This is a genomic window from Streptomyces sp. SKN60, assembly GCF_026236535.1.
GTDB lineage: Bacteria > Actinomycetota > Actinomycetes > Streptomycetales > Streptomycetaceae > Streptomyces.
In genome coordinates, this window is sequence record NZ_JAHTMW010000010.1 from 76,036 (window position 1) to 101,313 (window position 25,278).

Genomic DNA, 25,278 nt, shown 5'->3' on the forward strand with positions numbered 1-25,278 from the left:
AGCCTTCGACAGGTCGGTGATTACTTGGTGGCAATATCGCAGGTGCGACCAGGTCGCAAGGACACGCTCACAGAGGCACGCGCAGCGCACTGTCGACGATCTCGGCCGCCCGGCGCGCATCCGCTCCCCCGCTCGCGAGCAACTGCTCGCGGACGAGCAGCAGCCGTTCCCGCAGCCGCCGCGACTCCATCCCCCGGGCCCGCTCGGTCATCTCCACCGCCGTGTCCGCGGCGCGGTCCGGCTCGCCCTGCCGCAGCTCGATCTGGCAGAGCATCGCGAGCCGGTGCACCCGGCCCCGGTCGTGGGCCGGGGTGCCGACGGCGGCGGCCGCGTGCTCGTGGGCCGCGGCCAGTTCGCCCAGACTGAGCAGGGCCTCCGCCACCTGCACGTTGACCAGGCCCGGCTGCACATAACCGGTCTCGGCCGGCTCGCTGCCCGGGCTGATCCGCTCCGCCTCGGCCTCCGCCCGCCGGATCCGGGCGAGCGCCGCGGCGCCGTCGCCGAGGTGCGCGTACGCCTTCGCCTGCATCGCCGTCAGATCGGCGGCGAGCGCCGGCGTGATCTCGTGGCGCGCCGAGCGCAGCGCCGCCTCCGCGAAGGCCACCGCCTGCCGGTACTCCCCCATGAACAGGCACTGGTTGACGAGCAGCGCCACCACATAGGCGCCGAGGCCGCGGTCGCCGCTCGCCTTGGCGAGCCGCAGCGCCTGGTGGAAGTAGCGCTGGGCCAGGCCCTGGGCGTCGGAGTCGTAGGCGCAGATCCCGGCCACCGCCACCAGACCGCCGGTCGCCCGGTGCAGCTGCCGGCCGAGCGCGTCGCCGTAACCGCCGCGCAGCAGCGGTGCGGTCTCCGTGGTGAGGAAGCCGACGATCCGGGCGCGGGTGGCCATGCCGCCGGCCTTGCGGTACATCTGCTCGTAGTGCGCCCGGGCCGCCGCCAGCATCGACACGTCGGCGGCCGAGACGCGGGTGCGGCCGGCCCGCGAGACATCGGCGTCCTCCGGCGGGTTCTCCCACTCCCACACCGGCATCACGGCGGGGTTGCCGGTCACGGCGGGCGCCCCTATGACGTGCGGGCGGCGCTGCTCGTCGGAACGCCACAGGGCGGTGGCCCGCTCGACGAAGCCGGCGAGCGGGGAGCCGGGCGCGGGCAGGACCGCGCCGGGTACGCCGAGGCCGATGTCGTCGAGGGTGACGGCGCGCTGCAGCCGCCCGGCGAGCACCTCGCAGATCAGGTCGGGCACCTGGCCGCGCGGCCGCTGGCCCTTCAACCAGCGGGCCACGGCGGTGTGTTCGTAGCGCAGGGCGAGCCCACGGGCGCGGCCCGCCTGGTTCACCCGGGCGGCGAAGCCGGCGTGGGAGATGCCCGCTTCGGCGAGCATCGCGTCGAGGAGGGTGTTGGGGTGCATGGGACCGCTCCGGTGATTCGGTGCGCTCAGACTAGGGCCTGTCCGGCGGATCAGGGTCGGACAGGCCGCGGCGTCTGGTGCGGTGGATGGCAAGGCGCCGGAGCGTCTCGATAGCGGAGCTATCGGGGCGCTTCGGCAACGCGGCCAGGTGCCGTGCCAGACGCCGCGGACCCGGCCATGATCCGCCGGACAGGCCCTAGGGGCCTGTCCGGCGGAACACGCCCCGGTACGGGCCGCTTTCACACGGGGTGTGAATGAAGTACTCGTTGTTCCGTTCCGTGCACGCTGTCGAAGTCGCCCCGGTACGGGTTGACTTGGCTCCCTCGCCGAAGGGCGAGGACCGGGCCGCCGGCTCCCCCTCGTACAGTGCGGTCGCCCGGTCCGCGCGCCGTCCGTGCTGCTGATCTGCCCGACACTCCGTGGCAGCGCGGGCGGCGCCGGCCACCCCGGCCCCTCTCAATGAGGGGAGGGCGTGGGCCGGGTACGGCGCAGCCCGGGTTCGGCGGGCTGCGCCGGTACCCGTACCCGGTCGTTGCGGACGGCGAGCAGGGCCACATCGTCGGCGAGACGGCCGCCCGTGTGCCGCAGCAGGGCGGTGTGCACCTGGCGTACGAGCTCCGCCGGGGCCTCCCGGGCCGCGCCGGCGAGCACCGCGGGCAGCGGGAAGAACCGGCCCCGGTGGTCCCGGGCCTCCTCGGCGCCGTCGGTGTGCAGCACCAGGGTCTCGCCGGGCAGCAGCCGGGGCGCGGCGTACGGCACGAGGTCGGAGGGCAGCGGGAACGAGCCGAGCGGGGGCAGCGGATCGCCGACGGGTACGGGCTCGACGCGCCGGCCGCCGATCCGGTACGGGCCGGGGTGGCCGCAGTCGAGGATCCGGAGCTCCCCGTCGGGCCCGATCTCCAGGAGCAGCAGGGTCGCGAACTCCTCGGCCACCGGATGCTCCTCGCGGGCCCGCTCGCACAGATGCCGCCCGAGCGCTCGCTCCAACCTCCGCAGCACGTCCGCGAGTTCGGCCTCGTCGTGGGCCGCCTCCCGGAAGCTCCCGAGCAGCGCGACCACCGTGCCGAGCGCGGCGAGCCCGTGCCCGCGCACGTCCCCGATCACGATCCGCACCCCGTACGGCGTGGCCACCGCCTCGTACAAATCCCCGCCCACCACCGCGCCCCGCGCGGCCGACAACTGCCCCGCCGCGACCGCGAGTCCGTCGATCCGCGCCGCCGGCGGCCGCAGCAGCACCTGCTGCGCTGCCTCGGCCACGGCCCGCACCCGCGCCAGCTCCCGCACGAGCCCGCCCCGCACCCCGAGCAGCAGCCCGATCCCGACGGTCAGGAACACCACACTGGTGGCCACCCGCATCGGCAGCCCCGGCTCCCGGGCCAGCGGACACCACACCCGCCACGCCACGGCCAGCCCGCCCCACACCACCGGAGCCACCAGCGGACCACTCCGCCTCAGCCGGGAGCCCTGGCCGACCACTCCCCAGTCACGGAACATCCACGGCCCTTCCCGAGGCCCGCCAGCGCCCGAAGACCCTGCGGCACACAGGCCCGCCCCTGTGACCGCGTCGATTCTCGCGACCCCCACCGCACCGGGGACACCCTCCCCGGGAGATCTCACCCGAAGGAGTGAGTAACCCTCGGGGTGTCCCGTACGGAAGTACGGGCGTACGGCACAGGGCGGGCGCACGGAAAGGGGCCCTGCCCCGGGTGTTCGCCCCGGGCAGGGCCCCTTCCGTGTCGCTCCTGCGATCAGGCGCCGCGCAGCACCGCGCCCGTGTGCTCCGACGCCGTGGCGACCGCGGCGTCGCGGGCGGCCGTGGCCTCGTCGACCGTCAGGGTGCGGTCGGGGGCGCGGAAGCGGAGGGCGTAGGCCAGGGACTTCTTGCCGGCGCCGATCTGGTCGCCGGTGTAGACGTCGAACAGGCGGATGGACTCCAGGAGTTCGCCCGCGCCGGCGGCCAGGTGGTGCTCGACCGTGGCGGCGGGGACGTCCTGGTCGACGACCAGGGCGACGTCCTGGGTGGCGACCGGGAAGGCCGAGATGCTCGGGGCCTTCAGGGGGCCCTCGCTCGCGCGCTCCAGGATGTCGAGGTCCAGCTCCATCGCACAGGTGCGGGCCGGGAGGCCGAGGGCCTTGACCACGCGGGGGTGGAGCTCGCCGGCGTGACCGGCCAGGACCTTCTCGCCGTCGATGACGACGTGGAAGGAGGCGCAGCGGCCCGGGTGCCACGGGGCGTGCTGGTCGGCGGCGATCAGCAGCTCCGTGCCGGACTCGGCGGCGACCAGACGCGCGGCCTGGATCGCGTCGGCCCAGTCGGCCGGGCGGCCCTTGCCCCACCAGCCGGCCTGCTCGCGGGAGCCGGCCAGGACGACCGCGGCGCGGCGCGGCTGCGCGGGCAGCGCGGCGTTGACCCGGGCGATGTCCTCGTCGGAGGGACGCCCGTCGACACCCAGGCGGACGGCCACGGCCGGCTGCCCCTCGGTGGGACGGAAGACCAGACCCGTCTCGAACAGCGCAAGGTCGTGGCTGCCGCGCCCGTCGTTGCGGCGCAGCGCGCCGAGCAGGCCCGGCAGCAGCGTCGTACGGAGCGCGGGCTCCTCGTCGGACAGCGGGTTGACCAGCTTGACCACCCGGCGGCGGGCGTCGTCCGCGTCCAGGCCGAGCTGGTCGAAGACCTGCTCGCCGATGAACGGGTAGTTCAGCGCCTCGACGTAGCCGGCGCCGGCCAGCGTGCGGCCCACCCGGCGGTGGACGCGCTGGCGCTCGGTCAGCCCGCGGCCGGCCGGGGGCTTCGGCAGCGTGGAGGGCAGGTTCTCGTAACCCTCCAGGCGGATGACCTCCTCGGCGAGGTCGTTCGGCACGTACAGGTCGGGACGCCACGACGGGACGGTGACGACGAGCTCGTCCTGCCCGTAGACGTCGCAGCCGATCTCCTGCAGGCGGCGGACGACGGTCTCACGGCCGTAGTCGACGCCCGCGACCTTGTCCGGGTGGTGCGCCGGCATGGTGATGGTGTGCGGCGCGGACGGCGCGACGACCTCGGTGACGCCGGTCTCAGCCGTGCCGCCCGCGAGCAGCACCAGCAGGTCGACGCAGCGCTGCGCGGCCGCGCTCGGGGCCTTCGGGTCGACGCCCCGCTCCCAGCGCTTGGAGCCCTCGGTCGACAGCTTGTGGCGGCGCGAGGTCCGGGCGATGGTGATCGGGTCGAAGTGGGCGGCCTCGATGACGACCTCGGTGGTGCCCGTGACGACGCCGGTCTCGGGGTCGGTCTCCGGGTCGGCGATCTCCGTGTGGGCGCCGCCCATGACACCGGCCAGCGCGATCGGGCCGCTGTTGTCGGTGATCACCAGGTCGCCGGAGTCGAGGACGCGCTTGGCGCCGTCGAGCGTGGTGATCGTCTCGCCCTCGGCGGCGCGGCGGACCCCGATGGGACCGTCGAGCCGGGTGCGGTCGTAGGCGTGGAGCGGGGTGCCCAGCTCCAGCATCACGTAGTTGGTGATGTCCACGGCCAGCGAGACCGAGCGCATGCCGGCCTTCTGCAGGCGCCGCTGCATCCAGATCGGGGTGCGGGCCTCGGGAGCCACGCCCACGACCGTGCGCGCGGTGAAGCGGTCGCAGCCGATCGGGTCGGCGATCTGGACCGGGTAGCCGTACGCGTTGGGCGCGGGCACGTCGAGCAGCGCCGGGTCGCGCAGCGGAAGCCCGTACGCGATGGCGGTCTCGCGGGCGACGCCGCGGATCGAGAGACAGTAGCCGCGGTCCGGGGTGACGGCGATGTCGAGGACCTCGTCGAACAGCTCCAGGAGGACCGTGGCGTCGGTGCCGACCTCGTACTCCGGCGGCAGCACGATGATGCCGTGCGTGCCGTCGTCGCCCATGCCGAGCTCGTCGCCCGAGCAGATCATGCCGCGCGAGACCCTGCCGTACGTCTTACGCTCGGCGATCCGGAAGTCGCCGGGCAGCACGGCGCCGGGCAGGGCCACGACGACCTTGTCGCCCTCGGCGAAGTTCCGGGCGCCGCAGATGATCTCCTGCGGCTCGCCGGTGCCGTTGGCCTGACCGACGTCGACGGTGCAGAAGCGGATCGGCTTCTTGAACTCGGTCAGTTCCTCGATGGTGAGGACCTTGCCGACCACCAGCGGGCCGGTGAGGCCGGCGCCGAGCTGTTCGACGGTCTCGACCTCGAGGCCGGCCGAAATGAGCTTGGCCTGTACGTCGCGGCCGGTCACGGTCGCCGGCAGGTCGACGTACTCCCGCAGCCAGGAAAGCGGGACCCGCATCAGATCTCCATCCCGAACGGCCGGGTGAACCGGACGTCACCCTCGACCATGTCTCGCATGTCTTCGACGTTGTGGCGGAACATCAGCATCCGCTCGATGCCGAACCCGAAGGCGAATCCGCTGTACTTCTCGGGGTCCACACCGGTGGCGACCAGCACCTTCGGGTTGACCATGCCGCAGCCGCCGAGCTCGATCCAGCCCTCGCTGCCGCAGGTGCGGCAGGGGCGGTCGGGGTTGCCGACGGACTCGCCGCGGCAGACGTAGCAGAGCATGTCCATCTCGGCGGACGGCTCGGTGAAGGGGAAGAAGTTCGGGCGGAGCCGGGTCTTCATGTCCGGGCCGAAGAGCGCCTGGACCATGTGGTCCAGGGTGCCCTTGAGGTCGGCCATGGTCAGGCCCTCGTCGACGGCCAGCAGCTCGATCTGGTGGAAGACCGGGGTGTGGGTCGCGTCGAGCTCGTCGGTGCGGTAGACGCGGCCGGGGCACACCACGTAGACCGGGGGCTCCCGGTCGATGAGGGTGCGGGCCTGCACCGGCGAGGTGTGGGTGCGCAGCACGACGCCGGACTCGTCGCCCGTGGTGCCCTCGGGGCCTTGGACGAAGAAGGTGTCCTGCATCTGGCGCGCCGGGTGGTCCGGCACGAAGTTCAGCGCGTCGAAGTTGAACCACTCGGCCTCGACCTCGGGGCCCTCGGCGACCTCGTAGCCCATGGAGACGAACACGTCGGCGACGCGCTCCATGAGCGTGGTCAGCGGGTGGCGGGCACCGGCCGGGACACGGTCGTACGGCAGGGTGACGTCGACGGCCTCCTCGACGAGGACCCGGGCGTCGCGCTCGGCCTCCAGCTCGGCCTGGCGGGCGGCCAGGGCCTTGGAGACGGCGCCGCGGGCCTGGCCCACGAGCTTGCCGGCGGCGGCCTTGGCCTGCGGGGGCAGGGCGCCGATCTCGCGGTTGGCGAGCGCCAGCGGCGAGGTGCCGCCGGTGTGCGCCGTCTTCGCGTGGGCGAGCGCGTCGAGGTCGCCTGCGGCGGCGAAGGCGGCGACCGCCTCGTCCCGCATGCGCTCGATCTCTTCCGGTTTCAAGGCCTCGACCTCGACCGGGTCGTACGACTTATTGGGTGCCGACATCTCTTCCCGTGCTTCCGTTGGCTTGGCTGGGCGACCCCCGAGCTCGACGTCAAGGGCGCAAACGTGCCAAAGGACGAGTCTAACGGGGTGGTGGGACGCGAATGAGCACGTGGGCGGGCCGGACGGCTCCTGAATCGGGACGGTCTCGCTGGCTGAGACGTCAGAGGAGGTGTGCCGGGGTGCCGACGGGCAGGATAAATCGGAACTCGGCCCCGCCACGGGGACCGCGTCCGACGGTGATCGTCCCGCCGTGGGCCTCGACGACGCCCTTGACGATGTAGAGGCCGAGCCCGGTGCCGCCGCGCTTGCTGCCCCGCCAGAAGCGGGTGAAGACACGGCCCATCGACTCCTCGGGGATGCCGGGGCCCTCGTCGCTCACGGTGACCTCCGTCCCCTTCTCTCCGTCGCTGGTGGCCGTGGTGGGTGCCACCTCGATGGTGACGGTTCCCTCGCCGTGGCGCACCGCATTTTCCAGCAGGTTGCCGAGGATCTGGTCGATCTTGTCGGGGTCGGCCCACAGCTCGGGCAGGCCGGGCCGCACCCGTACGAAGAAGCGGTCCGGGGACTGGCCGCCGGTGACGTACGCGTGGACGTGCCGGCCGACGGCCGCCGCGATGTCCACGGTCTGCCGGCGCACCTCCAGACGCCCGGAGTCGATCCGCGAGATGTCCAGGAGCTCGGCGATCAGGCGCTTGATCCGGCCGGCGTCGGCGTCGACGGTCTCCAGCATCAGCCGCTTCTGGTCGTCCGTGAACCGCTCCCACTTGTCGAGCAGGGTGGCGGTGAAGCCCTTCACGGAGGTCAGCGGCGAGCGCAGCTCGTGCGCCACGGTCGCGATCAGCTCGGCGTGGCTGCGCTCGGTGCGCCGCCGGGCCTCGGTGCCGCGCAGGGAGACGACGACCCGGCGCACGGGGCCGCCGGGGTGCGTGCGGACGTAGCGGGCGGAGACGAGGACCTCGCGCCCGCCCGGCAGCAGCAGGTTCCGCTCGGGCTGCCCCCGCCGGGTGTCCAGGCCCCCGTAGGGGTCGGTCAGGGGCCACCAGCGGCTGCCCTTGAGGTCCTCCAGGGGCAGCGCCTCGTCCAGCGGCCGGCCGAGCGCGCCGGCGGGCGGCACGGCGGTGATGCGGCCGGCGGCAGCGTTGAAGCAGATGATCCGCCCGGTCTCGTCGGCGACGACGAGCCCGTCGGGCAGGTCGTCGGGGTCGAGCCCGAGATCGGGGACCGTGGCGGCGTCGCGGCGGGATCCCGGGTTCGTACGGGGCGGGGTGCCCGGCTTCTCGTACGACACGGGGGCCGGGGTGCCGGCCTCGGGCGCCGGGCGCGGTTCGGGGACGGCCGGGGGCGCGGCGGGGTCGGGCGCGGGCGGGGGTTCGGGCGCGTGCGGCGCGGCGCTCCGTGCCTGTGCGGGACTGCCCGTGCCGACCGTCATCCCCGTAATCCCACCCCTCCGTGTACCGCAGTGGGCCCCGAGAGCGTCACCCTACTAGGCGAAAGGCCGTCAGGTGGAGTGGTGGCGTGGCGGATTGGGGTGTCAGCCGGTGGTGTGAGGGGTGCGGGTGCGCTGGGCGCGCGCCGAGGCGTAGAGGCACACGGCGGCGGCGGTCGCCAGGTTGAGGCTCTCGGCCTTGCCGTGGATCGGGACCCGGACGACGGCGTCGGCGAGCGCCCGGGTCTCCTCCGGGAGTCCCCAGGCCTCGTTGCCGAAGACCCAGGCGGTCGGGCCGCCCATGGTGCCGGCGTCCAGCTCGGCGTCCAGGTCGTCCTCGCCGGCCCCGTCGGCGGCGAGGATCCGCACACCGGCGTCCTTGAGGCCGGCGACGGCCTGCTCGACCGGGACGCCGACGGCGACCGGGAGGTGGAAGAGGGAGCCGACGGAGGCGCGCACGGACTTCGGGTTGTAGAGGTCCACGGACGCGTCGGTGAGGATCACCGCGTCGGCGCCGGCGGCGTCGGCGCAGCGCAGCACGGTGCCGGCGTTCCCGGGGTCGCGGACGTGCGCGAGGACGGCGACCAGCTTGGGCCGGGCGGCGAGGATGTCCTCGAACGGCGAGTCGAGGAAGCGGCAGACGCCGACGAGGCCCTGCGGGGTGACGGTCTGCGAGACCTCGGCGAGGACGGCGTCGGAGGCGAGGTGCACACGGGCGCCGGAGGCGCGGGCGGCGTCGACGATCGGCGCGTAGCGCTCGGCGGCCTCGACGGTGGAGAAGAGCTCGACGAGGGTGGGCTCTCCGGAGGCGCCGCGGTGCTCGACGGCCTCACGGACGGCCTGCGGGCCCTCGGCGATGAAGAGGCGGTCCTTGCCCCGGAAATTGCGCTTGGCGAGCCTCCGGGCGGCGACGACGCGCGGCGAACGCGGGGAGATCAGCTCGGGGGTGGACATGTGCCTGCGGCTCTCTGACTCGTCGGACGGAAGCGGAAGCGAACGGTGGAGGGGGCGGTCAACGCGCCGGACCCGCAGGCGCGAGGCCTGCGGGTCCGGGCAGAAGTACTGCGGCCTGGAAGATCAGGCGGCGGCCTTCGGGGCGTTGACGTCGGCCGGGAGGGCCTTCTGCGCGACCTCGACCAGCGCGGCGAACGCGTTGGAGTCGTTGACGGCCAGCTCGGCGAGGATCTTGCGGTCCACCTCGATGTTGGCGGCCTTCAGACCCTGGATGAGGCGGTTGTACGTCATGCCGTTCAGGCGGGCAGCGGCGTTGATGCGCTGGATCCACAGCTGACGGAAGTCGCCCTTGCGCTTCTTGCGGTCGTTGTAGTTGTAGACCAGCGAGTGGGTGACCTGCTCCTTGGCCTTGCGGTACAGGCGCGAACGCTGACCGCGGTAGCCGGAGGCCTGCTCGAGGATCGCCCGGCGCTTCTTGTGGGCGTTGACTGCCCGCTTGACGCGTGCCACTTCTTTACTCCTTGTAGCGGGGCCGTGGTGTGTTCACACGACCCGGAAATCGGATGGGTCCCGGTCTGTGCCGGATGCCCTCGTCAGTGCCGAGGGCGGGAGATCAGATCAGATGCCCAGCATCTTCTTGATCTTGGCGGCGTCACCCGGGGCCATCTCCGCGTTGCCGGTGAGGCGACGGGTCAGCTTGGACGACTTGTGCTCGAGCAGGTGGCGCTTGCCGGCGCGCTCCCGCAGGATCTTGCCGGAGCCGGTGACCTTGAAGCGCTTCTTGGCACCGGAGTGCGTCTTGTTCTTCGGCATGGCGCCGTTCTCTCCTCGTCAGTGGCGCTCCCCCCGGTGCGGGCACCGGGCGTCCGGGAGCGTCAATTCTTCGTGTGGTGGTTCCGGGCGGAGCCCCGGGGCTGCCGGGTGGCAGCCCCTCGGGATCACGCCTCGGCGTTCTCGGCCGACGTGTCGGCCGAAGCCTCCTCGGCCGGGGCCTCCGCGGCGGCGGGCGCCTCGGACGAACCGCCCTGGCGCTCGGCCTTGCGCGCGGCCTGGGCCTCGCGGGCCTCGGCCATGGCCTCGGTCTTCTTCTTGTGAGGACCGAGAACCATGATCATGTTCCGGCCGTCCTGCTTCGGGTTGGACTCGATGAAGCCAAGCTCCTGAACGTCCTCCGCGAGGCGCTGCAGCAGTCGGTAACCGAGCTCGGGCCGGGACTGCTCACGACCACGGAACATGATCGTGATCTTGACCTTGTCGCCCTGCTTGAGGAACCGGACGACGTGACCCTTCTTGGTGTCATAGTCGTGCGGGTCGATCTTCGGCCGGAGCTTCATCTCCTTGATGACCGTGTGCGCCTGGTTCTTGCGCGCCTCACGGGCCTTCATGGCCGACTCGTACTTGAACTTCCCGTAGTCCATGAGCTTGCACACGGGCGGACGGGCGTTCGCCGCGACCTCAACCAGATCGAGGTCGTACTCCTGCGCGAGCTCCAGGGCCTTGGCAAGGGGGACGATGCCCACCTGCTCGCCGCTGGGGCCGACAAGACGCACCTCGGGAACGCGAATCCGCTCGTTGATGCGGGGCTCGGCGCTGATGGATCCTCCTCGGTTGCACCACGCGACCGCCTGGCGGACGGGCACGTCACGGTAGAACTGTCGAGACCAACCGATCCGGTGCATGAAAAATGCCCCGGGACGGGACACAGGCGGGGCTCCAAAGAAACCGGAGCACCGACGCGAAGCCATCGCGGGGCGCACATCGGGCGGCTCCATCGTCCGTACGGAACGATGGGCGCCACCTGACCGGTGACCCGCCGCCCCGGAGGGCGGCCAGGTGGGAGATCGGAGCCTCCACTTGTGGGCCGGACACGAAGGTGTCCAGCCGGTCGTCACACAAGGTTAGCAGGACCCGGCGGTCGGCGCGAACCGCGCGCCCCCTTAGGGTTGGGGCCATGAGCGAGACGCCCCAGAACGAGTCCCCCGATTCCGCCGAGACCCCCGACTTCGCAGCCATGACCCGCGACATCGCGGAGGTGCCTGCGGTCGAGGTGATCGTCACGGTCGCCGTCAACCTGATGAGCGCCGCGGCGGTGAAGCTCGGGCTCACCGAGGAGGGCGACGAGCACAAGGACCTCGACGAGGCCCGCAAACTGATCCACGCCCTCGCGGGCCTGCTCGACGCCGGCGTCACGGAGATCTCCTCCTTCCACGCCGCCCCGCTCCGCGACGGCCTGAAGTCCCTCCAGCTCGCCTTCCGCGAGGCCTCCTTCGTCCCGGACGAGCCGGGCCAGGGCCCGGGCGAGAAGTACACGGGGCCGGTGTACGGCTAGGTTCGGGAACGGGCCGGGCGCGCTGCCTGGCCCGCAGGGCCGCGGGGGTACGGGGGTCGCCCCCCGGGAGAAGGCAGCCACGGGGCTGGTGTACGGCTAGGACGGGCCCGTAGGGCGCGGGGGTACGGGGGGCGTCCCCCGGGAGAAGGCAGCCACGGGGCCGGTGTACGGCTAGGACGGGCCCACGAGGCCGCAGGCAGCAGCGCCGGTACGGGTACGGGTCCCAGGGCTGCCGCCCCCGCACCCGCACCCCCACATCAGTCGCGTACGTAGAAGGGCTCGCCCGGAGGCGTCGCCGAGGCCGGCAGGAGGGCCAGGTCGAGGCCGTGGACCAGGCGGGCCCTCAGGGTTTCGTCGGCGGCGAGGGCGCGGGCGACGCGCTGGGCGGCCTCCGCAGGGGGCGCGTCCTCGGACAGGACGAGGGCGAGGGTGCCGTCGGCGGTGCCGGGGCCCAGGTGGGCGCGGAGGACGGCGGGTTCGGCGGCGACGGCGGCGCGGACCGCGTCCCGTACCGCGGGGTCGTCCAGGGGGTCGGTGCTGGTGCGGCCCTCGGCGAGGGCGAGCAGGGCGGAGCCGGCCACCTGGTACGGCACCGGGCCCGCCATGTCCAGGACCAGCGTGTCGGCCTTCTCGTGGACGAGCGCGGCGAGCGCCTGGTGCAGCGGGACCGCGACCGGCCGGGCGGCCGGGTCCCACAGGGCCAGCGAGGCGATCGAGGTGAACGCGGGCAGCGCCCGCCGGTCCCCCGCGGTCAGCGTCGGCACGGCCATGTCGCTGGTCTTCTCCTGCTTGAGCCCCGTCTCGGGGTCCACCTCGACCTCGCCGAGGATGGCGACGACGGGAACGAGCAGCCGGGCGCCGCGCAGCGCCTCCAGGACCGGCCCGTGGGCCGTTCTGTCCTCCGCCCAGGCCGCGAGGGCCGCGGCGAGCGCCGGGTCGGCGGTGCCGTCGTCGTCGGAGAAACCGGGGTCGGGGATGTTCTTGAGCGCCACGTGCCGAGCCTAACCGCCGCCCGCCGGGCCGGCGGACCCGGGCCGAACGGCCCCGTGAGCGACCGGTCGCCGGCGACCCTCCGTCAACGCCGCACCGTCAGCGCCGCACCGTCAGCGCCGCGCGCCCCGCCACAGCACGGCCGCCGCGGCGAGCAGCAGCACACCGGCACCGCCCGCCAGCGGCGCGAGCAGGCCGACGGGGTGGGACTCCTCGGGGACGGGCTGCGGCCCTGGGCCGAAGTAGCGGCCGGTGAACCCGGCGACGGCGGCCTTGGGGTCGGCGCCCTTCAGCTTCTTCCCGGCCTCGATCGCGGCGGCCGGGTCGACCGTGCCGTACCCCTTGTCGTCGCTGCGCCCGCCCTTGGGGCGGCTGCGAGCGGTGTCGACGAGCAGCCGCTGGATCTGCGCGGGCGTCAGGTCGGGGTGGGCGGCCCGGACGAGGGCGACGGCGCCGGAGACGAAGGCGGCGGCCGCGCTGGTGCCCCAGCCCTCGTAGTAGCGGCGGTCGGGGTCGGCGATGACGATGTCGACGCCGGGGGCGCTGACCGTGGCGTACCAGCGGCTGGTGGAGAAGGAGGCGTGGGTGCCGTAGCGGTCCACGGCGGCGACGGCGATGACGCCCGGGTAGGCGGCGGGGTACGAGATGTGGTCGCCCTTCTCGCCGCCGTTGCCGGCGGAGGCGACGACGGAGACGCCCTTGCCGAGGGCGTACTGCACGGCGGCGTCCTCGCCCGCGTCGGGGTGGGCGGACTCGGAGTCGTCGCCGAGGGAGAGGTTGATGACGTCGGCGCCGTGGTCGGCGGCCCAGCGGATGCCTTCGGCGAGCGCGGTGCCGCGGGTCTTGCGGGCCTTGTCGCGGGCCTTGTCGGTGCCTTCGAGGATGACCCGGACGGGCAGGATCCTGACCTTGGGCGCGATGCCGAGGACGCCGTCCTGGCCGCCGGGGCCGTGGCCGTGGCCGGCGATGATCCCGGCCATCGCGGTGCCGTGCCGGGCCCAGGCGCGGTCGCCGCGCTCGGCGCCGAAGCCGACCAGGTCGGTGCCGGGCAGCACGGAGCCGGCCAGGTCGGGGTGGGTGGCGTCGACGCCGGTGTCGAGGACGGCGACGGTGATGCCGGTGCCGCGGGTGGTCTGCCAGGCCTTGCCGGTGTGCAGGGCCTCCAGGCCCCACTGGCGGGCCCGGATGGTGTCGGCGTACGCGGGCGTGGCCGTCGCCGGGAGCACGGTGAAGGCGGCGGCGAGCAGCGCGGAGACGGCGGCGGTACGGCGCGGGCGCGGGGTCACCCCTGGTCCTCCCGGTCGAGGGTGGCGGCGACGGTTCCGCGCAGGGCGCGTTCGACGGCGTCGGCGACGCCCTTGGCCTCGTGGCCGAGGCCGGCCTGGGCCACGGGGGTGTCCCGCTTGCCGGACATGGCCCGGTCGGCGGGCTCGGGCGCGGCGACGGCGCGGCCGTCGGCGAAGCCGGAGACGGCGGTGACGACGACGGGCAGGTCGGGCAGGATGTGCCGCCACCAGCTGCCGCGCTGCGCGGCGCCGAAGCCGGCGGCGACGGTGCCGGGGGCGGCCAGCGCGGGCCCGGGTTCGTCGACGGCGCGGGAGCCGAGGGTGCGCATGGTGGCGGGGTCGGCCCCGGTGAAGACCAGGGCGACGGTGATGACGCGGGAGGACGTGGCGTCGGTGTAGGTGGCGCGCAGCACGCGTTCGCAGCCGACGGCGGCGAGCGCGGTGTTCAGGGCGCCGGGCAGGCTGGTGGGGCCGCAGGGCGCGTCGGGGGCGACGACGATCCGGGTCCAGGTGCGGGTGGCGCCGCCAGGTCCGGCGGAGGGTCCGGCGAGGGTCTGCGGGAAGAGGGTGTCGACGGGGGCGTCGTGCCAGAGGGCGCGGGCCTCTTCGTAACCGCGCGGTTCGGCGGGCTCGCCCGCGCCGCTGCCGGCGAGCACCGCGCCGGCCAGGGCGCCGCCGACGAGTCCGAGGGCGAGCACGCCGCACACGGCGGCGGCCACGGTGCGGCGCGGGTCGCGGTCCCGGATGGGCCGCAGCCGGGTGGTGGTCTCGGCGGGCGCCTCGCCGCCGAGGGCCCAGGGGTCGTACGCGTACGGGGGCACGGGGGCCGGGCGCGGGGCGTGCGCGGGGGCCTGCGCCGGACTCGGGGCGGAGGCTTCCGCGTATGCGTGGGGCGTGCGGGAACCGGGGACCGGTCGCGAGGCGGGCTCCGGGGCGCGGCCGGGCACGGGTGTCTGGGGCAGGCGCGGGCCCGGGCCCGGGCCGTGGGCGGCGCCGGACGGTGCGGCGGCGCGGTGGTCCCGTACCGGACGGAGCCGGGTCGTCGTCTCCACCGGGGTCTCGGCCGGCGCTCCCGGCACCCCGGGTGCGGCGGGCATCGGGCGCTCCGGCGGGAGCGGCTGGGAGACGGAGCGCGGGCGGGCCGGGGCGGGCCGGGGCGGCGTCTTCGGCTCGGGGGCGGCGGCACTCCGGCCCGGGGCCTTGGGCACGGGCGCCGCGGAACCGGGCTCCGGCGGCAGGAGGGCCTCGGTGATGCGGGACACGGGGCGCTGCGGCTCGGTCGTCATCCCCGTCCCCCTGGTCGTTCCGCGAAAGCAATGGGCGTCACTCTACGGGCTGTTCCGGGTGGTGCGGGAACGCAGGGGCTACCCACGCGTAAACCCGTCTGGCAAGCTCGGCCCATGACTCCCCGTGCCGCCGACCGTGCCCGGTACGACCGGGCCACCGCTCATCTCGACGCGCCCGTCGCCCTTGTCGATCTGGAGGCCTTCGACGCCAACGCCGACGATCTGGTCCGCCGGGCCGGCGGGAAGCCGATCCGGGTCGCGAGCAAGTCGGTGCGGTGCCGGGCGCTGCTCGAGCGGGTGCTCGCCCGGGAGGGTTTCGCGGGCGTGATGTCGTTCACGCTGGCGGAGTCGCTGTGGCTGGCGCGGGCCGGGTTCGAGGACGTGCTGCTCGCCTATCCGTCGGCCGACCGGGCCGGGTTCGCGGAGCTCGCGGGGGACGCGAAGCTGGCGGCCGCGGTGACCGTGATGGTGGACGACGTGGCCCAGCTCGATCTGATCGAGGCCTCGCGCGCGGGCGGGACCGAGGAGGTGCGGGTCTGTCTGGAGCTGGACACCGCGCTGCGTCTGCTCGGCGGGCGGGTACGGGTCGGGGCCCGGCGCTCGCCGCTGCGCGAGCCCGCCCAGCTGGCCGAGCTGGCCCGCTCGGTGGTGCGCCGGCCCGGCTTCCGGCTGGTCGGGATCATGGCGTACGAGGGGCATGTGGCGGGTGTCGGCGACGCGGTCGCGGGCCGGCCGCTGCGCTCGCGGGCGATCCGGCTGATGCAGTCGGCGGCCCGCAAGGAGCTGGCGGCCCGCCGGGCCGCGGTGGTGCGGGCGGTGCGCGCGGTGGCGCCGGACCTGGAGTTCGTGAACGGCGGCGGCACCGGCAGTGTGCAGCACACGGCGGCCGAGGATGCGGTGACGGAGATCGCGGCGGGTTCGGGGCTCTATGTGCCGCGCCTGTTCGACAACTACACCTCGTTCACCGGCCGGCCGGCGGCGCTGTTCGCGCAGCCGGTGGTGCGCCGCCCGGGCGTGGGTGTGGTGACGGTGCTCGGCGGCGGCTACCCCGCGTCGGGCGCCGCGGGCCCGGACCGGCTGCCCGTCCCGTACCTCCCGGAGGGTCTGCGCTACGACCCGCAGGAGGGCCCGGGCGAGGTCCAGACGCCGTTGCTCGGCTCCCCGGCCGACGACCTCCGCATCGGCGACAAGGTGTGGTTCCGCCATGCGAAGGCCGGCGAGCTGTGCGAGCGCTTCGACACGCTGCACCTGGTGGACGGCGACCGGGTGACGGCCGCCGTCCCGACGTACCGGGGCGAGGGGCAGACCTTCCTCTAGAGCAGGTCCGGAGGAGGTCTGGAGCAGGGGGCCTAGAGCGGGGTCACGTACGCGCCGGAGATGCCGCCGTCGACGAGGAAGTCGGTGGCGTTGATGAACGAGGAGTCGTCGCTCGCGAGGAAGGCGACCGCGGCGGCGATCTCCTCGGCCTCGGCGAAGCGGCCGACCGGGATGTGCACCAGGCGGCGCGCGGCCCGCTCGGGGTCCTTGGCGAACAGCTCCTGGAGCAGCGGCGTGTTGACCGGCCCCGGGCAGAGCGCGTTGACCCGGATGCCCTCGCGGGCGAACTGCACGCCGAGCTCGCGGGACATGGCGAGGACGCCGCCCTTGGAGGCGGTGTAGGAGATCTGGCTGGTGGCCGCGCCCATGATGGCGACGAAGGACGCGGTGTTGATGATGGAGCCCCTGCCCTGGCGCCGCATGTACGGCAGGGCGGCCTTGCAGCACAGGTAGACCGAGGTGAGGTTGACGTCCTGGACGCGCTTCCAGGCCTCCAGGCCGGTCTCCAGGATGGAGTCGTCGTCGGGCGGGGAGATCCCGGCGTTGTTGAAGGCGATGTCGACGGAGCCGTAGGTGTCGAAGGCGACCTTGAAGAGGTTCTCGACCTCCTCCGGGTCGGTGACGTCGACCTTCACGAAGGTGCCGCCCACCTCTTCGGCGGCGGCCTTGCCGGCCCGCTCGTCGATGTCGCCGCAGACCACGTGGGCGCCCTCGGAGGCGAGCCGGCGGGCGGTGGCGAGGCCGATGCCGCTGCCGGCGCCGGTGATGACGGCGGTGCGGCCCACGAGCCGGCGGCAGATGATCTCTTCGGTGGTGTCGGTCATGGGTGCTCAGGCCTCCGTGCTGATGAAGACGTTCTTGGTTTCGGTGAAGGCGGTCAGGGCGTCGGGGCCCAGTTCGCGGCCGAGGCCGGACTGGCCGAAGCCGCCGAAGGGGGTCCAGTAGCGGACGCTGGAGTGGGAGTTGACGGAGAGGTTGCCGGCCCGGACGGCGCGGGAGGCGCGCAGCGCGCGGCCGACGTCGCGGGTCCAGATCGAGCCGGACAGTCCGTACGGGGTGGCGTTGGCGAGCCGGATCGCGTCGGCCTCGTCCTCGAAGGGCAGGACGACGGCGACGGGTCCGAAGACCTCCTCGACGGCGCAGGGCGCGTCCTCGGGCAGGCCGGTGAGGACGGTGGGCGGGAACCAGAAGCCGGGGCCCTCGGGGGCCTTGCCGCGGATGCCGGGCAGCGTGTCGGGCACGTACGAGCGGACCCGCTCCAGCTGGGCGCGGGAGATGAGCGGGCCCATCTGGGTGCGCTCGTCGAGGGGGTCGCCGACGACGATCTCCTGGATCGCCGGGGTGAGGAGCTCCAGGAAGCGGTCGTACACGCTGCGCTGGACGAGGATGCGGGTGCGGGCGCAGCAGTCCTGTCCGCTGTTGTCGAGGAAGGACATCGGTGTGGCGGCCGCCGCGGCTGCCAGGTCGGCGTCGGCGAAGACGATGTTGGGGCTCTTGCCGCCGAGTTCGAGGGTGACCCGCTTCACCTGGTCCGCGGCCCTCGCCATGATGCCCTTGCCGACCCGGGTGGAACCGGTGAAGACGATCTTGGCGACGCCGGGGTGGTCGACGAGGGCGGTGCCGGCCACCGGGCCCTCGCCGGGGAGCACCTGGAGGAGGCCTTCCGGCAGGCCGGCCTCCAGGGCGAGTTCGGCGAGCCGGAGCGCGGTCAGCGGGGTGGTCTCGGCGGGCTTGAGGAGGACGGCGTTGCCGGCGGCGAGGGCCGGGGCGGTGGCCCAGGCGGCGATCGGCATCGGGAAGTTCCAGGGCGCGATGACGCCGATCACGCCGAGGGGTTCGAGGATGGTGATGTCGAGCCCGCCGGGGACGGGGATCTGGCGCCCGTTGAGGCGTTCCACTCCCCCGGCCGCGTAGTCGAGGAGGTCGCGGACGTTGCCGGCCTCCCAGCGGGCGTTGCCGAGGGTGTGGCCGGCCTCGCGGACCTCCAGGAGGGCGAGTTCCTCGGCGTGGGCGTCGACGACGGCGGCGAAGCGGCGCAGGATCCGGGCCCGGTCGGCGGGCGCGGCGGCGGCCCAGGACGTCTGGGCGGCCGTGGCCCGTACGACGGCGGCGTCGACGTCGGCCGTGGTGGCGGCCGGGACGGTGGCGATGACCTCCTCGGTCGCCGGGTTCAGTACCTGGAGCTCGGTGCGTTCCAAGGGGGTGGTCCTCACATGCGTTCGAAGGAGCGGCGCAGTTCCCAGTCGGTGACGGCGGCGTCGTACGCGTCGAGCTCGACGCGCGCCATGTTGCGGTAGTGGGCGACGACCTCGGCGCCGAAGGCGGCCTTGGCGATCTCGCTGTTCTCCCAGAGCTCGGCGGCCTCGCGCAGGGTGGTGGGGACGTGCGCGTAGTCGGCGGCGTAGGCGTTGCCGGTGCAGGCGGGCGGGAGTTCGAGGCCCTGCTCGATGCCGTACAGGCCGGCGGCGACGAGTCCGGCGACGGCGAGGTAGGGGTTGACGTCTCCGCCGGGGAGGCGGTTCTCGAAGCGGGTGGAGCGGCCGTGGCCGACGGTGCGCAGGGCGCAGGTGCGGTTGTCGCGGCCCCAGGCGACGGCGGTGGGGGCGAAGGAGCCGGGCTGGAAGCGCTTGTACGAGTTGATGTTGGGCGCGTAGAGGAGGGAGAAGTCCCGGAGCGCGGCCAGCTGCCCCGCGAGGAAGTGCCGCATCACGTCGGACATGCCGTCCGGCCCGTCGCCGGCCATCACGTTCACGCCGTCGGCGTTCTGCAGCGACAGGTGGATGTGGCAGGAGTTGCCCTCGCGCTCGTTGTACTTCGCCATGAAGGTGAGCGAGCAGCCCTCCTGGGCGGCGATCTCCTTGGCGCCGGTCTTGTAGACGGCGTGCTGGTCGCAGGTGACGAGCGCCTCGGCGTACTTGAAGGCGATCTCGTGCTGGCCGGGGTTGCACTCGCCCTTGGCGGACTCGACGGTGAGGCCGGCGCCGGCCATCTCGTTGCGGATGCGGCGCAGCAGCGGCTCGATCCGGCCGGTGCCGAGGACCGAGTAGTCGATGTTGTACTGGTTCGCGGGGGTCAGGCCCCGGTAGCCGGCGTCCCAGGCCTGCTCGTAGGTGTCCCGGAAGACGATGAACTCGAGCTCGGTGCCGACGTGGGCGGTGTAGCCGTGGGCGGCGAGGCGGTCGAGCTGGCGGCGCAGGATCTGGCGCGGGGCCGCGACGACGGGGGTGCCGTCCTCCCAGGCGAGGTCGGCGGTCACCATGGCGGTGGCCTCGTTCCAGGGGAGGCGGCGCAGGGTGGAGAGGTCGGGGCGCATGGCGAAGTCGCCGTAGCCGCGGTCCCAGGAGGACATCTCGTAGCCGTCGACGGTGTTCATCTCGGTGTCGACGGCCAGAAGATAGTTGCAGCCCTCGGTGCCGTGGTCGAGCACCTCGTCGAGGAAGAACGGTGCGGCGAACCGCTTGCCCTGGAGCCTGCCCTGCATGTCGGGGAAGGCCAGGACGACGGTGTCGATCTCGCCGCTCGCGACGAGCGAGCGGAGCTCGTCGACGGAGAGCGGGGGTGTGCGGTCTGCCACGGGAATACTCCTCCTTCGGCCTGCCGGGAGCCATAAGGTATTGCGAAGAACCATTGCTTGGGAAGGGGAAACGGCGAGGTGGCCAGTACGAGTGAATCGGCGGACCGGCTGACGCCCGTGCTGCGCCCGGTGCGCGCGGGCAACGGGTTCGAGGAGGCCCTGGAGCAGATCCTGCAGGTGGTGCGGCTCGGCCTGGTGCCGGGCGGGGAGCGGCTTCCGGCCGAGCGGGAGCTCGCCGACCGGATGGGGATCAGCCGGGTCACCCTGCGGGAGGTCCTGAAGGTGCTGCAGGAGCAGGGCCTGGTGGAGAGCCGGCGCGGGCGGTACGGCGGCACGTTCGTGCTGCAGCGCCCGCAGACCGCCGACGAGGCCGAGCTGCGGCGCCGGATCGCGGCCGTCGACGTGGAGGACACGCTGCGCTTCCGCGAGGTCCTGGAGACCGGCGCGGCCGGCCTCTGCGCCGCCCACGGCCTGGCCCCGGAGGGCGTGGAGCGGCTGCGGGCGGCGCTCGCGGCGACCCATGACGCGCCGCTCGGCGACTACCGGCGGCAGGACACCCTGCTCCACCTCACGCTCGCCGAGCTGTCCGGCTCGCCGACCCTGACGGCGCAGTACGCGGCGGTCCGGGCGACCGTCAACGACCTGCTCGACTGCATCCCGCTGCTCGTACGCAATCTGGAGCACTCGCAGCACCAGCACGAGGCGCTGGTGGAGGCGGTCCTGGAGGGCGACGCGGACGCGGCGCGCGAGGTGATGCGGGAGCACTGCGCGGGCACGGCGGCGCTGCTGCGCGGCTTCCTGACGTGACGGGGCCGGAGCCCGGGCCGGGCCCCGCGCGCGTAACCGGAAAGTAACGCACGGGACTTGCGCTCTCCGCCCGACGGCCGCAAAGGTATGGCACCAATCCATTGGGCTCGTTGCGGGGAGCTGACGCTGCCATGACGCTGGAAGACACCACCGGGAGCACCACTCAAGCGAAGGACGACTATCTGGAGCGGCGCACCCTGCGCCGCGGCAGCGCGGGCTGGCTGCTCCTGACCGGGCTCGGCGTCGCGTACGTCGTCTCCGGAGACTTCTCCGGCTGGAACATCGGCCTGTCCAAGGGCGGCTTCGGCGGGCTCGCCATCGCGACGGTCCTGATGGGCGCGATGTACGCCTGTCTGGTCTTCTCGCTCGCCGAGCTGTCCGCGATCCTGCCCACCGCGGGCGGCGGCTACGGCTTCGCCCGGCGCGCGCTCGGCACCTGGGGCGGCTTCCTCACCGGCACCGCGATCCTCATCGAGTACGTCCTCGCGCCCGCCGCGATCTCCATCTTCATCGGTGACTACGTGGAGTCCCTCGGCCTGTTCGGCCTGGAGTCGGGCTGGCCGGTCTATCTGGTCTGCTTCGCGCTCTTCATCGGCATCCACCTCTGGGGCGTGGGCGAGGCGCTGCGTTTCAGCCTGATCGTCACCGCGATCGCGGTGGCCGCGCTCCTGGTCTTCGCGCTCGGCGCGCTCAGCGACTTCCATGTCTCCGGCCTGAACGACATCCCGGTCGACAAGTCGGCGACCGGCTCGAACTCCTGGCTGCCGTTCGGACTGCTCGGCATCTGGGCCGCGTTCCCCTTCGGCATGTGGTTCTTCCTGGGCGTCGAGGGCGTGCCGCTGGCCGCCGAGGAGGCCAAGGACCCGGTGCGGTCGATGCCGCGGGCCCTCTCCCTCTCCATGGGCATCCTCGTCCTCCTCGCCGTGGTGACCTTCTTCGCGGCGACCGGGGCGCGCGGCGCGGCGGCCGTCCAGGAGGCGGGCAATCCGCTGGTGGTGGCGCTGCAGGGGGACGGGGAGCCGACGACGCTCAGCCGCTTCGTGAACTACGCGGGTCTCGCGGGCCTGGTGGCCTCCTTCTTCTCGCTCATCTACGCGGGCTCGCGGCAGCTGTTCGCGCTGTCCCGGGCCGGCTATCTGCCCCGCTTCCTGTCGCTCACCAGCCGCCGCAAGTCGCCGTACCTGGGTCTGCTGATCCCGGGCGCGATCGGCTTCGCGCTCGCCGCGGGCACCGGCAACGGCGCCCGGATGCTGAACATCGCGGTCTTCGGCGCCACCATCTCGTACGCCCTGATGGCGCTGTCCCACATCGTGCTGCGCCGCCGCGAGCCCGGCCTCGCCCGCCCGTACCGCACCCCGGGCGGCGTGCTGACCTCCTCGGTCGCCCTCGTCCTCGCCCTCTCGGCGCTGGTGGCGACCTTCCTGGTGGACAAGGACGCGGCCTTCATCGCCCTCGCGGTGTACGTGATCGCGCTCGCCTACTTCGCGTTCTACAGTCGCCACCACCTGGTGGCGAAGGCGCCCGAGGAGGAGTTCGCGGCGCTCGCCGCGGCCGAGGCGGAACTCGAACGCTGACCCCGGTCCCGTACCCCGCAACGGAGGAGAACCCCGTGCCCAAGCCGCTCATCGGTGTGACGACCTATCTGAACCAGGCCCAGTGGGGGGTGTGGGACCTGCCGGCGGCGCTGCTGCCGGCCGCGTACCCGCGCCTCGTGCAGGCGAGCGGCGGGCTCGCGGTGCTGCTGCCGCCGGACGTCCCGTCGGCCGCGGCCGAGGCCGTGGCCCGGCTCGACGGTCTGGTGGTCGCGGGGGGTGCGGACGTCGAGCCGGTACGGTACGGGGCCGAGCCCGACGCCCGCACCGGCCCGCCGGCCCGGGACCGGGACTCCTGGGAGCTGGCCCTGATCGACGCGGCCCTCGCCGCCGGCACTCCGCTGCTCGGCATCTGCCGGGGCATGCAGCTGCTCAACGTGGCGCTCGGCGGCACCCTGGTCCAGCACCTCGACGGGCACACGGAGGCGGTCGGCGTGATGGGCCGTCACCCGGTGAACCCGGTCCCGGGCACCCGCTACGCGGCCACGGTCCCGGAGCGGGCCGAGGTCCCCACGTACCACCACCAGTGTGTCGACGTCCTCGGCAAGAACCTGCTCGCCTCGGCCCACGCCGACGACGGCACGATCGAGGCGATCGAACTCCCCTCCCCCGCCTGGGCGCTCGGCGTGCAGTGGCACCCGGAGATGGGCGAGGACCTGCGGGTGATGCGGGCCCTGGTGGCGGCGGCGTCCGTCAGGCGCTGACCCGCCCGCGCATCAGCAGGGCGTAGAGGACTCCGGACAGGAGCATGCCGACGGGCAGGGCGAGGTCGACGCCGCCGAGGGCGGCGGCGATCGGCCCGGTGTAGGCGGTGTCGACGCACAGCGCGGCCACCGCTCCTCCGCCGAGCACCGCGACGGCCCCGGCCGGGTTGAAGCCGGCAGCGAACCAGAAGCGGCTGCCGGGGTTCTCGTCCATGAGCGCGGCGCCGTCGTAGCGGTTGCGGCGCAGCAGGATGTCGACGGCGTACACGGTCATGGCCGGGCCGAGCAGGACGACGGTCAGCTGGAGCACATTGCTCACGGTGTCGAGGAAGTTAGAGACGAGCAGCGCGTACAGCGTGAGAGCGACGGCGACCGTGCCGTCGACGAGGACGCTGCGGGAGCGGCGGATCCGCAGGCCCACGGCCTGCAGGGCGAGTCCCGCGCTGTACGCGGTCATCGCGTTGATGGCGATGGTGCCGACCACGAGGGCGAGCAGGAACACCGGCGCGAACCAGCCCGGCAGCAGGGCCTGCAGGGCGGTCTGCGGGTCGGTCATGTCGACGACGGTGGCAGCGAGCGCGCCGAGCGCGCAGACCACGACGCTGGGCACGAAGCCGCCGAGCGCGGTCCAGCCGATGACCGCCTTCGCCGAGGTGGCGCTGGGCAGATAGCGCGAGAAGTCGGCGCTGGTGGTGTACGAGAGCGGGCCGGCCGCGATCAGGGTGACGCCGCCGATCACCGTGGCCCACAGTTCCGTTCCGCCGAGCGGCGCGTCCGGGACGTAGCCGAAGTCGGCCTTCAGCAGCACCGCGTAGGCGACGACGCCGAAGGCCGCGGTCAGGGCGATGGTGATGGGCAGGTAGAGCCGCACGATCAGCCCGTGCCCGTACACACCGATCGTCAGAGTGAGGCCCGCAATCGCAAGAACGACCCCGATCTTCACCGGCGTGGAGGCGGCGATCCCCACCTTCTCCACCAGGGCGAACGCGGCTCCGGCCGCCGCCGCGAGATTGAGCGCGAAGTAGCAGACGGAGATCATCCAGCCGGTCACGGCGTTGTTCACGCGGTTGCCGCGCACGCCGTACATGGCCCGGGTGATCACCTCGCTGGGCGCGCCCGCCGCGGGGCCGGATATCGCGAGCACGCCGGTGAGCAGCCAGAACAGGTTGCCGATCACGATCACCACGAGCGCCTGGGCGAGGCTGAGGCCCATCAGGACGAGGGCCCCGCCGATCACCAGGCTGAGGTAGTTGACGTTGGCGGCGGCCCAGATCGAGAAGAGCTCGCGCGGATGCCCGTACCGCTCCTCCTCGGGGATGTGGTCGATGCCGTGGGATTCGATCCGCGTGGGCCGGTCGCTGTCCGGCGCGGTGGAAGACCGGGTGGTCGGGGCGGGGGTGCTGGAAGCCATACGGCCCTCCGGGGAGCGGGTCGTGCACACCTGGTTGCTTATTGGTCGCACACTCAATAGCATCGCCCCCATGTCGTCAAGCGTCCCGCGCAAACGCGTTCGCAAGTCCCCCGAGGCCCGCCGCGCCGAGATCGTCGAGTCGGCCGCCGCCGTCGCCCTCACCGAAGGCCTGGAGTGCGTGACCCTGCGCCGGATCGCCGAGGAACTCGACGTCCGGCCCGGGCTCATCAGCCACTACTTCCCGTCGGCGGAGAACCTGGTGGCCGAGGCCTTCGGCACCGCCGCCACCGGCGAACTCGACGCCCTCCTGCCGGCCGACCGGCCCGACGGCACGCCCACCGAGTACCTCGCGCGCTACTTCGCGCTCTCCCGGGGCAGCGCCTACGACGACATCAGCCGCCTCTGGATCAACGCCCGCCACCTCAGCCGCTACCGCCCCCTCCTTCGCGACCAGGTCCTCGAGCAGGAGCGGGCCAACGACCAGCGCCTCGAAGGCCTCCTCCGCGAGGGCGTGGAGCGCGGCGAGTTCACCACGCCCGACCCGCATCTGACGGCGATCCAGATCCTGGTCGTCGTCGACGGCCTCGGCGCCCACGCCAACACCGACCGCGGCAACCGCCCCGCAGCGGTGCTGCGGATGGCCGTGACCACCGCCGAACGCGAACTCGGCCTGGCCCCCGGCCTGCTCGACCGCACGGCCGCCCAACTGCCGCCCGCCCTCGGGCCGGTGGATCAGGCGCCGACCCGGCCGTGATCCACCGGCCGCGCCCTCTCTCTCCCAGGAGCC

Annotated in this window: 22 protein-coding genes; 6 read left to right on the plus strand and 16 right to left on the minus strand. The window is 73.5% G+C overall.

Annotation, left to right across the window (positions count from 1 at the left end):
• Positions 1-67: 67 nt before the first annotated feature.
• The 9 genes from KV205_RS18310 to infC all read right to left on the minus strand — a co-directional run bounded on the left by KV205_RS18310 (position 68) and on the right by infC (position 10,874).
• Positions 68-1,408 carry a transcriptional regulator gene (locus KV205_RS18310; protein ID WP_265865472.1) on the minus strand — a complete coding sequence of 447 codons (1,341 nt, stop codon included), beginning with the start codon at positions 1,406-1,408 and terminating at the stop codon, positions 68-70.
• A 456-nt stretch (positions 1,409-1,864) separates the two neighbouring features.
• Positions 1,865-2,902: a PP2C family protein-serine/threonine phosphatase gene (locus KV205_RS18315; protein ID WP_265865473.1), complete on the minus strand. Its 1,038-nt coding sequence runs from the start codon at positions 2,900-2,902 to the stop codon at positions 1,865-1,867.
• Positions 2,903-3,156: 254 nt separating this feature from the next.
• Positions 3,157-5,688 carry a phenylalanine--tRNA ligase subunit beta gene (gene pheT, locus KV205_RS18320; protein ID WP_265865474.1) on the minus strand — a complete coding sequence of 844 codons (2,532 nt, stop codon included), beginning with the start codon at positions 5,686-5,688 and terminating at the stop codon, positions 3,157-3,159.
• Positions 5,688-6,815 carry a phenylalanine--tRNA ligase subunit alpha gene (pheS, locus tag KV205_RS18325; RefSeq protein ID WP_265865475.1) on the minus strand — a complete coding sequence of 376 codons (1,128 nt, stop codon included), beginning with the start codon at positions 6,813-6,815 and terminating at the stop codon, positions 5,688-5,690. The genes pheT and pheS overlap by 1 nt, the downstream gene beginning before the upstream one ends.
• A 160-nt stretch (positions 6,816-6,975) precedes the next feature.
• The gene (locus KV205_RS18330; protein WP_265865476.1) at positions 6,976-8,244 is read right to left on the minus strand and encodes an ATP-binding protein; all 1,269 of its coding nucleotides are present in this window, start codon (positions 8,242-8,244) and stop codon (positions 6,976-6,978) included.
• A 102-nt stretch (positions 8,245-8,346) separates the two neighbouring features.
• Complete coding sequence (locus KV205_RS18335; protein WP_265865477.1) at positions 8,347-9,195, minus strand: RNA methyltransferase; 849 nt, start codon at positions 9,193-9,195, stop codon at positions 8,347-8,349.
• A gap of 123 nt (positions 9,196-9,318) precedes the next feature.
• Complete coding sequence (rplT, locus tag KV205_RS18340; protein WP_225799578.1) at positions 9,319-9,705, minus strand: 50S ribosomal protein L20; 387 nt, start codon at positions 9,703-9,705, stop codon at positions 9,319-9,321.
• Between the two features lie 108 nt (positions 9,706-9,813).
• A complete protein-coding gene (gene rpmI, locus KV205_RS18345) occupies positions 9,814-10,008 on the minus strand; it encodes a 50S ribosomal protein L35 (RefSeq protein WP_015032399.1) in 195 nt (64 codons plus the stop codon).
• A 125-nt stretch (positions 10,009-10,133) separates the two neighbouring features.
• Complete coding sequence (gene infC / locus KV205_RS18350; protein WP_265865678.1) at positions 10,134-10,874, minus strand: translation initiation factor IF-3; 741 nt, start codon at positions 10,872-10,874, stop codon at positions 10,134-10,136.
• Between the two features lie 272 nt (positions 10,875-11,146).
• On the opposite strand from infC, the gene KV205_RS18355 reads away from it, so the two are divergent.
• Positions 11,147-11,524 (plus strand): DUF1844 domain-containing protein, encoded by a 378-nt coding sequence (locus KV205_RS18355; protein WP_265865478.1) that lies wholly within the window; start codon positions 11,147-11,149, stop codon positions 11,522-11,524.
• Positions 11,525-11,781: 257 nt separating this feature from the next.
• Here KV205_RS18355 and KV205_RS18360 read toward each other — a convergent pair whose 3' ends face one another.
• The 3 genes from KV205_RS18360 to KV205_RS18370 all read right to left on the minus strand — a co-directional run bounded on the left by KV205_RS18360 (position 11,782) and on the right by KV205_RS18370 (position 15,086).
• Entirely contained in the window at positions 11,782-12,516 is a 735-nt protein-coding gene (locus tag KV205_RS18360; RefSeq protein ID WP_265865479.1) for an SseB family protein, read from the minus strand.
• A gap of 111 nt (positions 12,517-12,627) precedes the next feature.
• The gene (gene mycP, locus KV205_RS18365) at positions 12,628-13,800 is read right to left on the minus strand and encodes a type VII secretion-associated serine protease mycosin (protein ID WP_265865480.1); all 1,173 of its coding nucleotides are present in this window, start codon (positions 13,798-13,800) and stop codon (positions 12,628-12,630) included.
• A complete protein-coding gene (locus KV205_RS18370; RefSeq protein ID WP_265865481.1) occupies positions 13,797-15,086 on the minus strand; it encodes a hypothetical protein in 1,290 nt (429 codons plus the stop codon). The genes mycP and KV205_RS18370 overlap by 4 nt, the downstream gene beginning before the upstream one ends.
• 114 nt (positions 15,087-15,200) lie before the next feature.
• Here KV205_RS18370 and KV205_RS18375 point away from each other — a divergent pair, with 114 nt between their 5' ends.
• The gene (locus KV205_RS18375; RefSeq protein ID WP_265865482.1) at positions 15,201-16,403 is read left to right on the plus strand and encodes an amino acid deaminase/aldolase; all 1,203 of its coding nucleotides are present in this window, start codon (positions 15,201-15,203) and stop codon (positions 16,401-16,403) included.
• A 32-nt stretch (positions 16,404-16,435) separates the two neighbouring features.
• On the opposite strand, the gene KV205_RS18380 is transcribed toward KV205_RS18375, so the two are convergent.
• The 3 genes from KV205_RS18380 to KV205_RS18390 are packed head-to-tail and all read right to left on the minus strand — an operon-like array spanning position 16,436 to position 19,977.
• Complete coding sequence (locus tag KV205_RS18380) at positions 16,436-17,227, minus strand: 3-oxoacyl-ACP reductase (protein WP_265865483.1); 792 nt, start codon at positions 17,225-17,227, stop codon at positions 16,436-16,438.
• A 6-nt stretch (positions 17,228-17,233) separates the two neighbouring features.
• A complete protein-coding gene (locus tag KV205_RS18385) occupies positions 17,234-18,601 on the minus strand; it encodes an aldehyde dehydrogenase family protein (RefSeq protein WP_306806333.1) in 1,368 nt (455 codons plus the stop codon).
• An 11-nt stretch (positions 18,602-18,612) separates the two neighbouring features.
• Complete coding sequence (locus KV205_RS18390; RefSeq protein ID WP_265865484.1) at positions 18,613-19,977, minus strand: glutamine synthetase family protein; 1,365 nt, start codon at positions 19,975-19,977, stop codon at positions 18,613-18,615.
• 78 nt (positions 19,978-20,055) lie between these two features.
• Here KV205_RS18390 and KV205_RS18395 point away from each other — a divergent pair, with 78 nt between their 5' ends.
• The 3 genes from KV205_RS18395 (at position 20,056) to KV205_RS18405 (ending at position 23,080) form a co-directional block, all read left to right on the plus strand.
• Entirely contained in the window at positions 20,056-20,784 is a 729-nt protein-coding gene (locus KV205_RS18395) for a FadR/GntR family transcriptional regulator (RefSeq protein ID WP_265865485.1), read from the plus strand.
• A 131-nt stretch (positions 20,785-20,915) separates the two neighbouring features.
• Positions 20,916-22,358, plus strand: a complete 1,443-nt coding sequence (eat, locus tag KV205_RS18400) for an ethanolamine permease (RefSeq protein ID WP_265865486.1) — start codon at positions 20,916-20,918, stop codon at positions 22,356-22,358.
• Between the two features lie 35 nt (positions 22,359-22,393).
• On the plus strand, positions 22,394-23,080 hold the full coding sequence (locus KV205_RS18405) for a gamma-glutamyl-gamma-aminobutyrate hydrolase family protein (protein WP_265865490.1): 687 nt from the start codon (positions 22,394-22,396) through the stop codon (positions 23,078-23,080).
• Here KV205_RS18405 and KV205_RS18410 read toward each other — a convergent pair.
• A complete protein-coding gene (locus tag KV205_RS18410; RefSeq protein WP_265865491.1) occupies positions 23,070-24,491 on the minus strand; it encodes a cytosine permease in 1,422 nt (473 codons plus the stop codon). The two genes, KV205_RS18405 and KV205_RS18410, sit on opposite strands and share 11 nt — an antisense overlap.
• A gap of 70 nt (positions 24,492-24,561) precedes the next feature.
• On the opposite strand from KV205_RS18410, the gene KV205_RS18415 reads away from it, so the two are divergent.
• On the plus strand, positions 24,562-25,245 hold the full coding sequence (locus KV205_RS18415) for a TetR/AcrR family transcriptional regulator (protein WP_265865493.1): 684 nt from the start codon (positions 24,562-24,564) through the stop codon (positions 25,243-25,245).
• Positions 25,246-25,278 lie beyond the last annotated feature (33 nt).

Coding starts and splice junctions, on each gene's coding strand:
- KV205_RS18310 (WP_265865472.1), bottom strand. CDS start 1,408: ATGCACCCCAACACCCTCCTCGACGCGATGCTCGCCGAAGCGGGCATC.
- KV205_RS18315 (WP_265865473.1), bottom strand. CDS start 2,902: ATGTTCCGTGACTGGGGAGTGGTCGGCCAGGGCTCCCGGCTGAGGCGG.
- pheT (WP_265865474.1), bottom strand. CDS start 5,688: ATGCGGGTCCCGCTTTCCTGGCTGCGGGAGTACGTCGACCTGCCGGCG.
- pheS (WP_265865475.1), bottom strand. CDS start 6,815: ATGTCGGCACCCAATAAGTCGTACGACCCGGTCGAGGTCGAGGCCTTG.
- KV205_RS18330 (WP_265865476.1), bottom strand. CDS start 8,244: ATGACGGTCGGCACGGGCAGTCCCGCACAGGCACGGAGCGCCGCGCCG.
- KV205_RS18335 (WP_265865477.1), bottom strand. CDS start 9,195: ATGTCCACCCCCGAGCTGATCTCCCCGCGTTCGCCGCGCGTCGTCGCC.
- rpmI (WP_015032399.1), bottom strand. CDS start 10,008: ATGCCGAAGAACAAGACGCACTCCGGTGCCAAGAAGCGCTTCAAGGTC.
- infC (WP_265865678.1), bottom strand. CDS start 10,874: ATGCACCGGATCGGTTGGTCTCGACAGTTCTACCGTGACGTGCCCGTC.
- KV205_RS18355 (WP_265865478.1), top strand. CDS start 11,147: ATGAGCGAGACGCCCCAGAACGAGTCCCCCGATTCCGCCGAGACCCCC.
- KV205_RS18370 (WP_265865481.1), bottom strand. CDS start 15,086: ATGACGACCGAGCCGCAGCGCCCCGTGTCCCGCATCACCGAGGCCCTC.
- KV205_RS18375 (WP_265865482.1), top strand. CDS start 15,201: ATGACTCCCCGTGCCGCCGACCGTGCCCGGTACGACCGGGCCACCGCT.
- KV205_RS18380 (WP_265865483.1), bottom strand. CDS start 17,227: ATGACCGACACCACCGAAGAGATCATCTGCCGCCGGCTCGTGGGCCGC.
- eat (WP_265865486.1), top strand. CDS start 20,916: ATGACGCTGGAAGACACCACCGGGAGCACCACTCAAGCGAAGGACGAC.
- KV205_RS18410 (WP_265865491.1), bottom strand. CDS start 24,491: ATGGCTTCCAGCACCCCCGCCCCGACCACCCGGTCTTCCACCGCGCCG.
- KV205_RS18415 (WP_265865493.1), top strand. CDS start 24,562: ATGTCGTCAAGCGTCCCGCGCAAACGCGTTCGCAAGTCCCCCGAGGCC.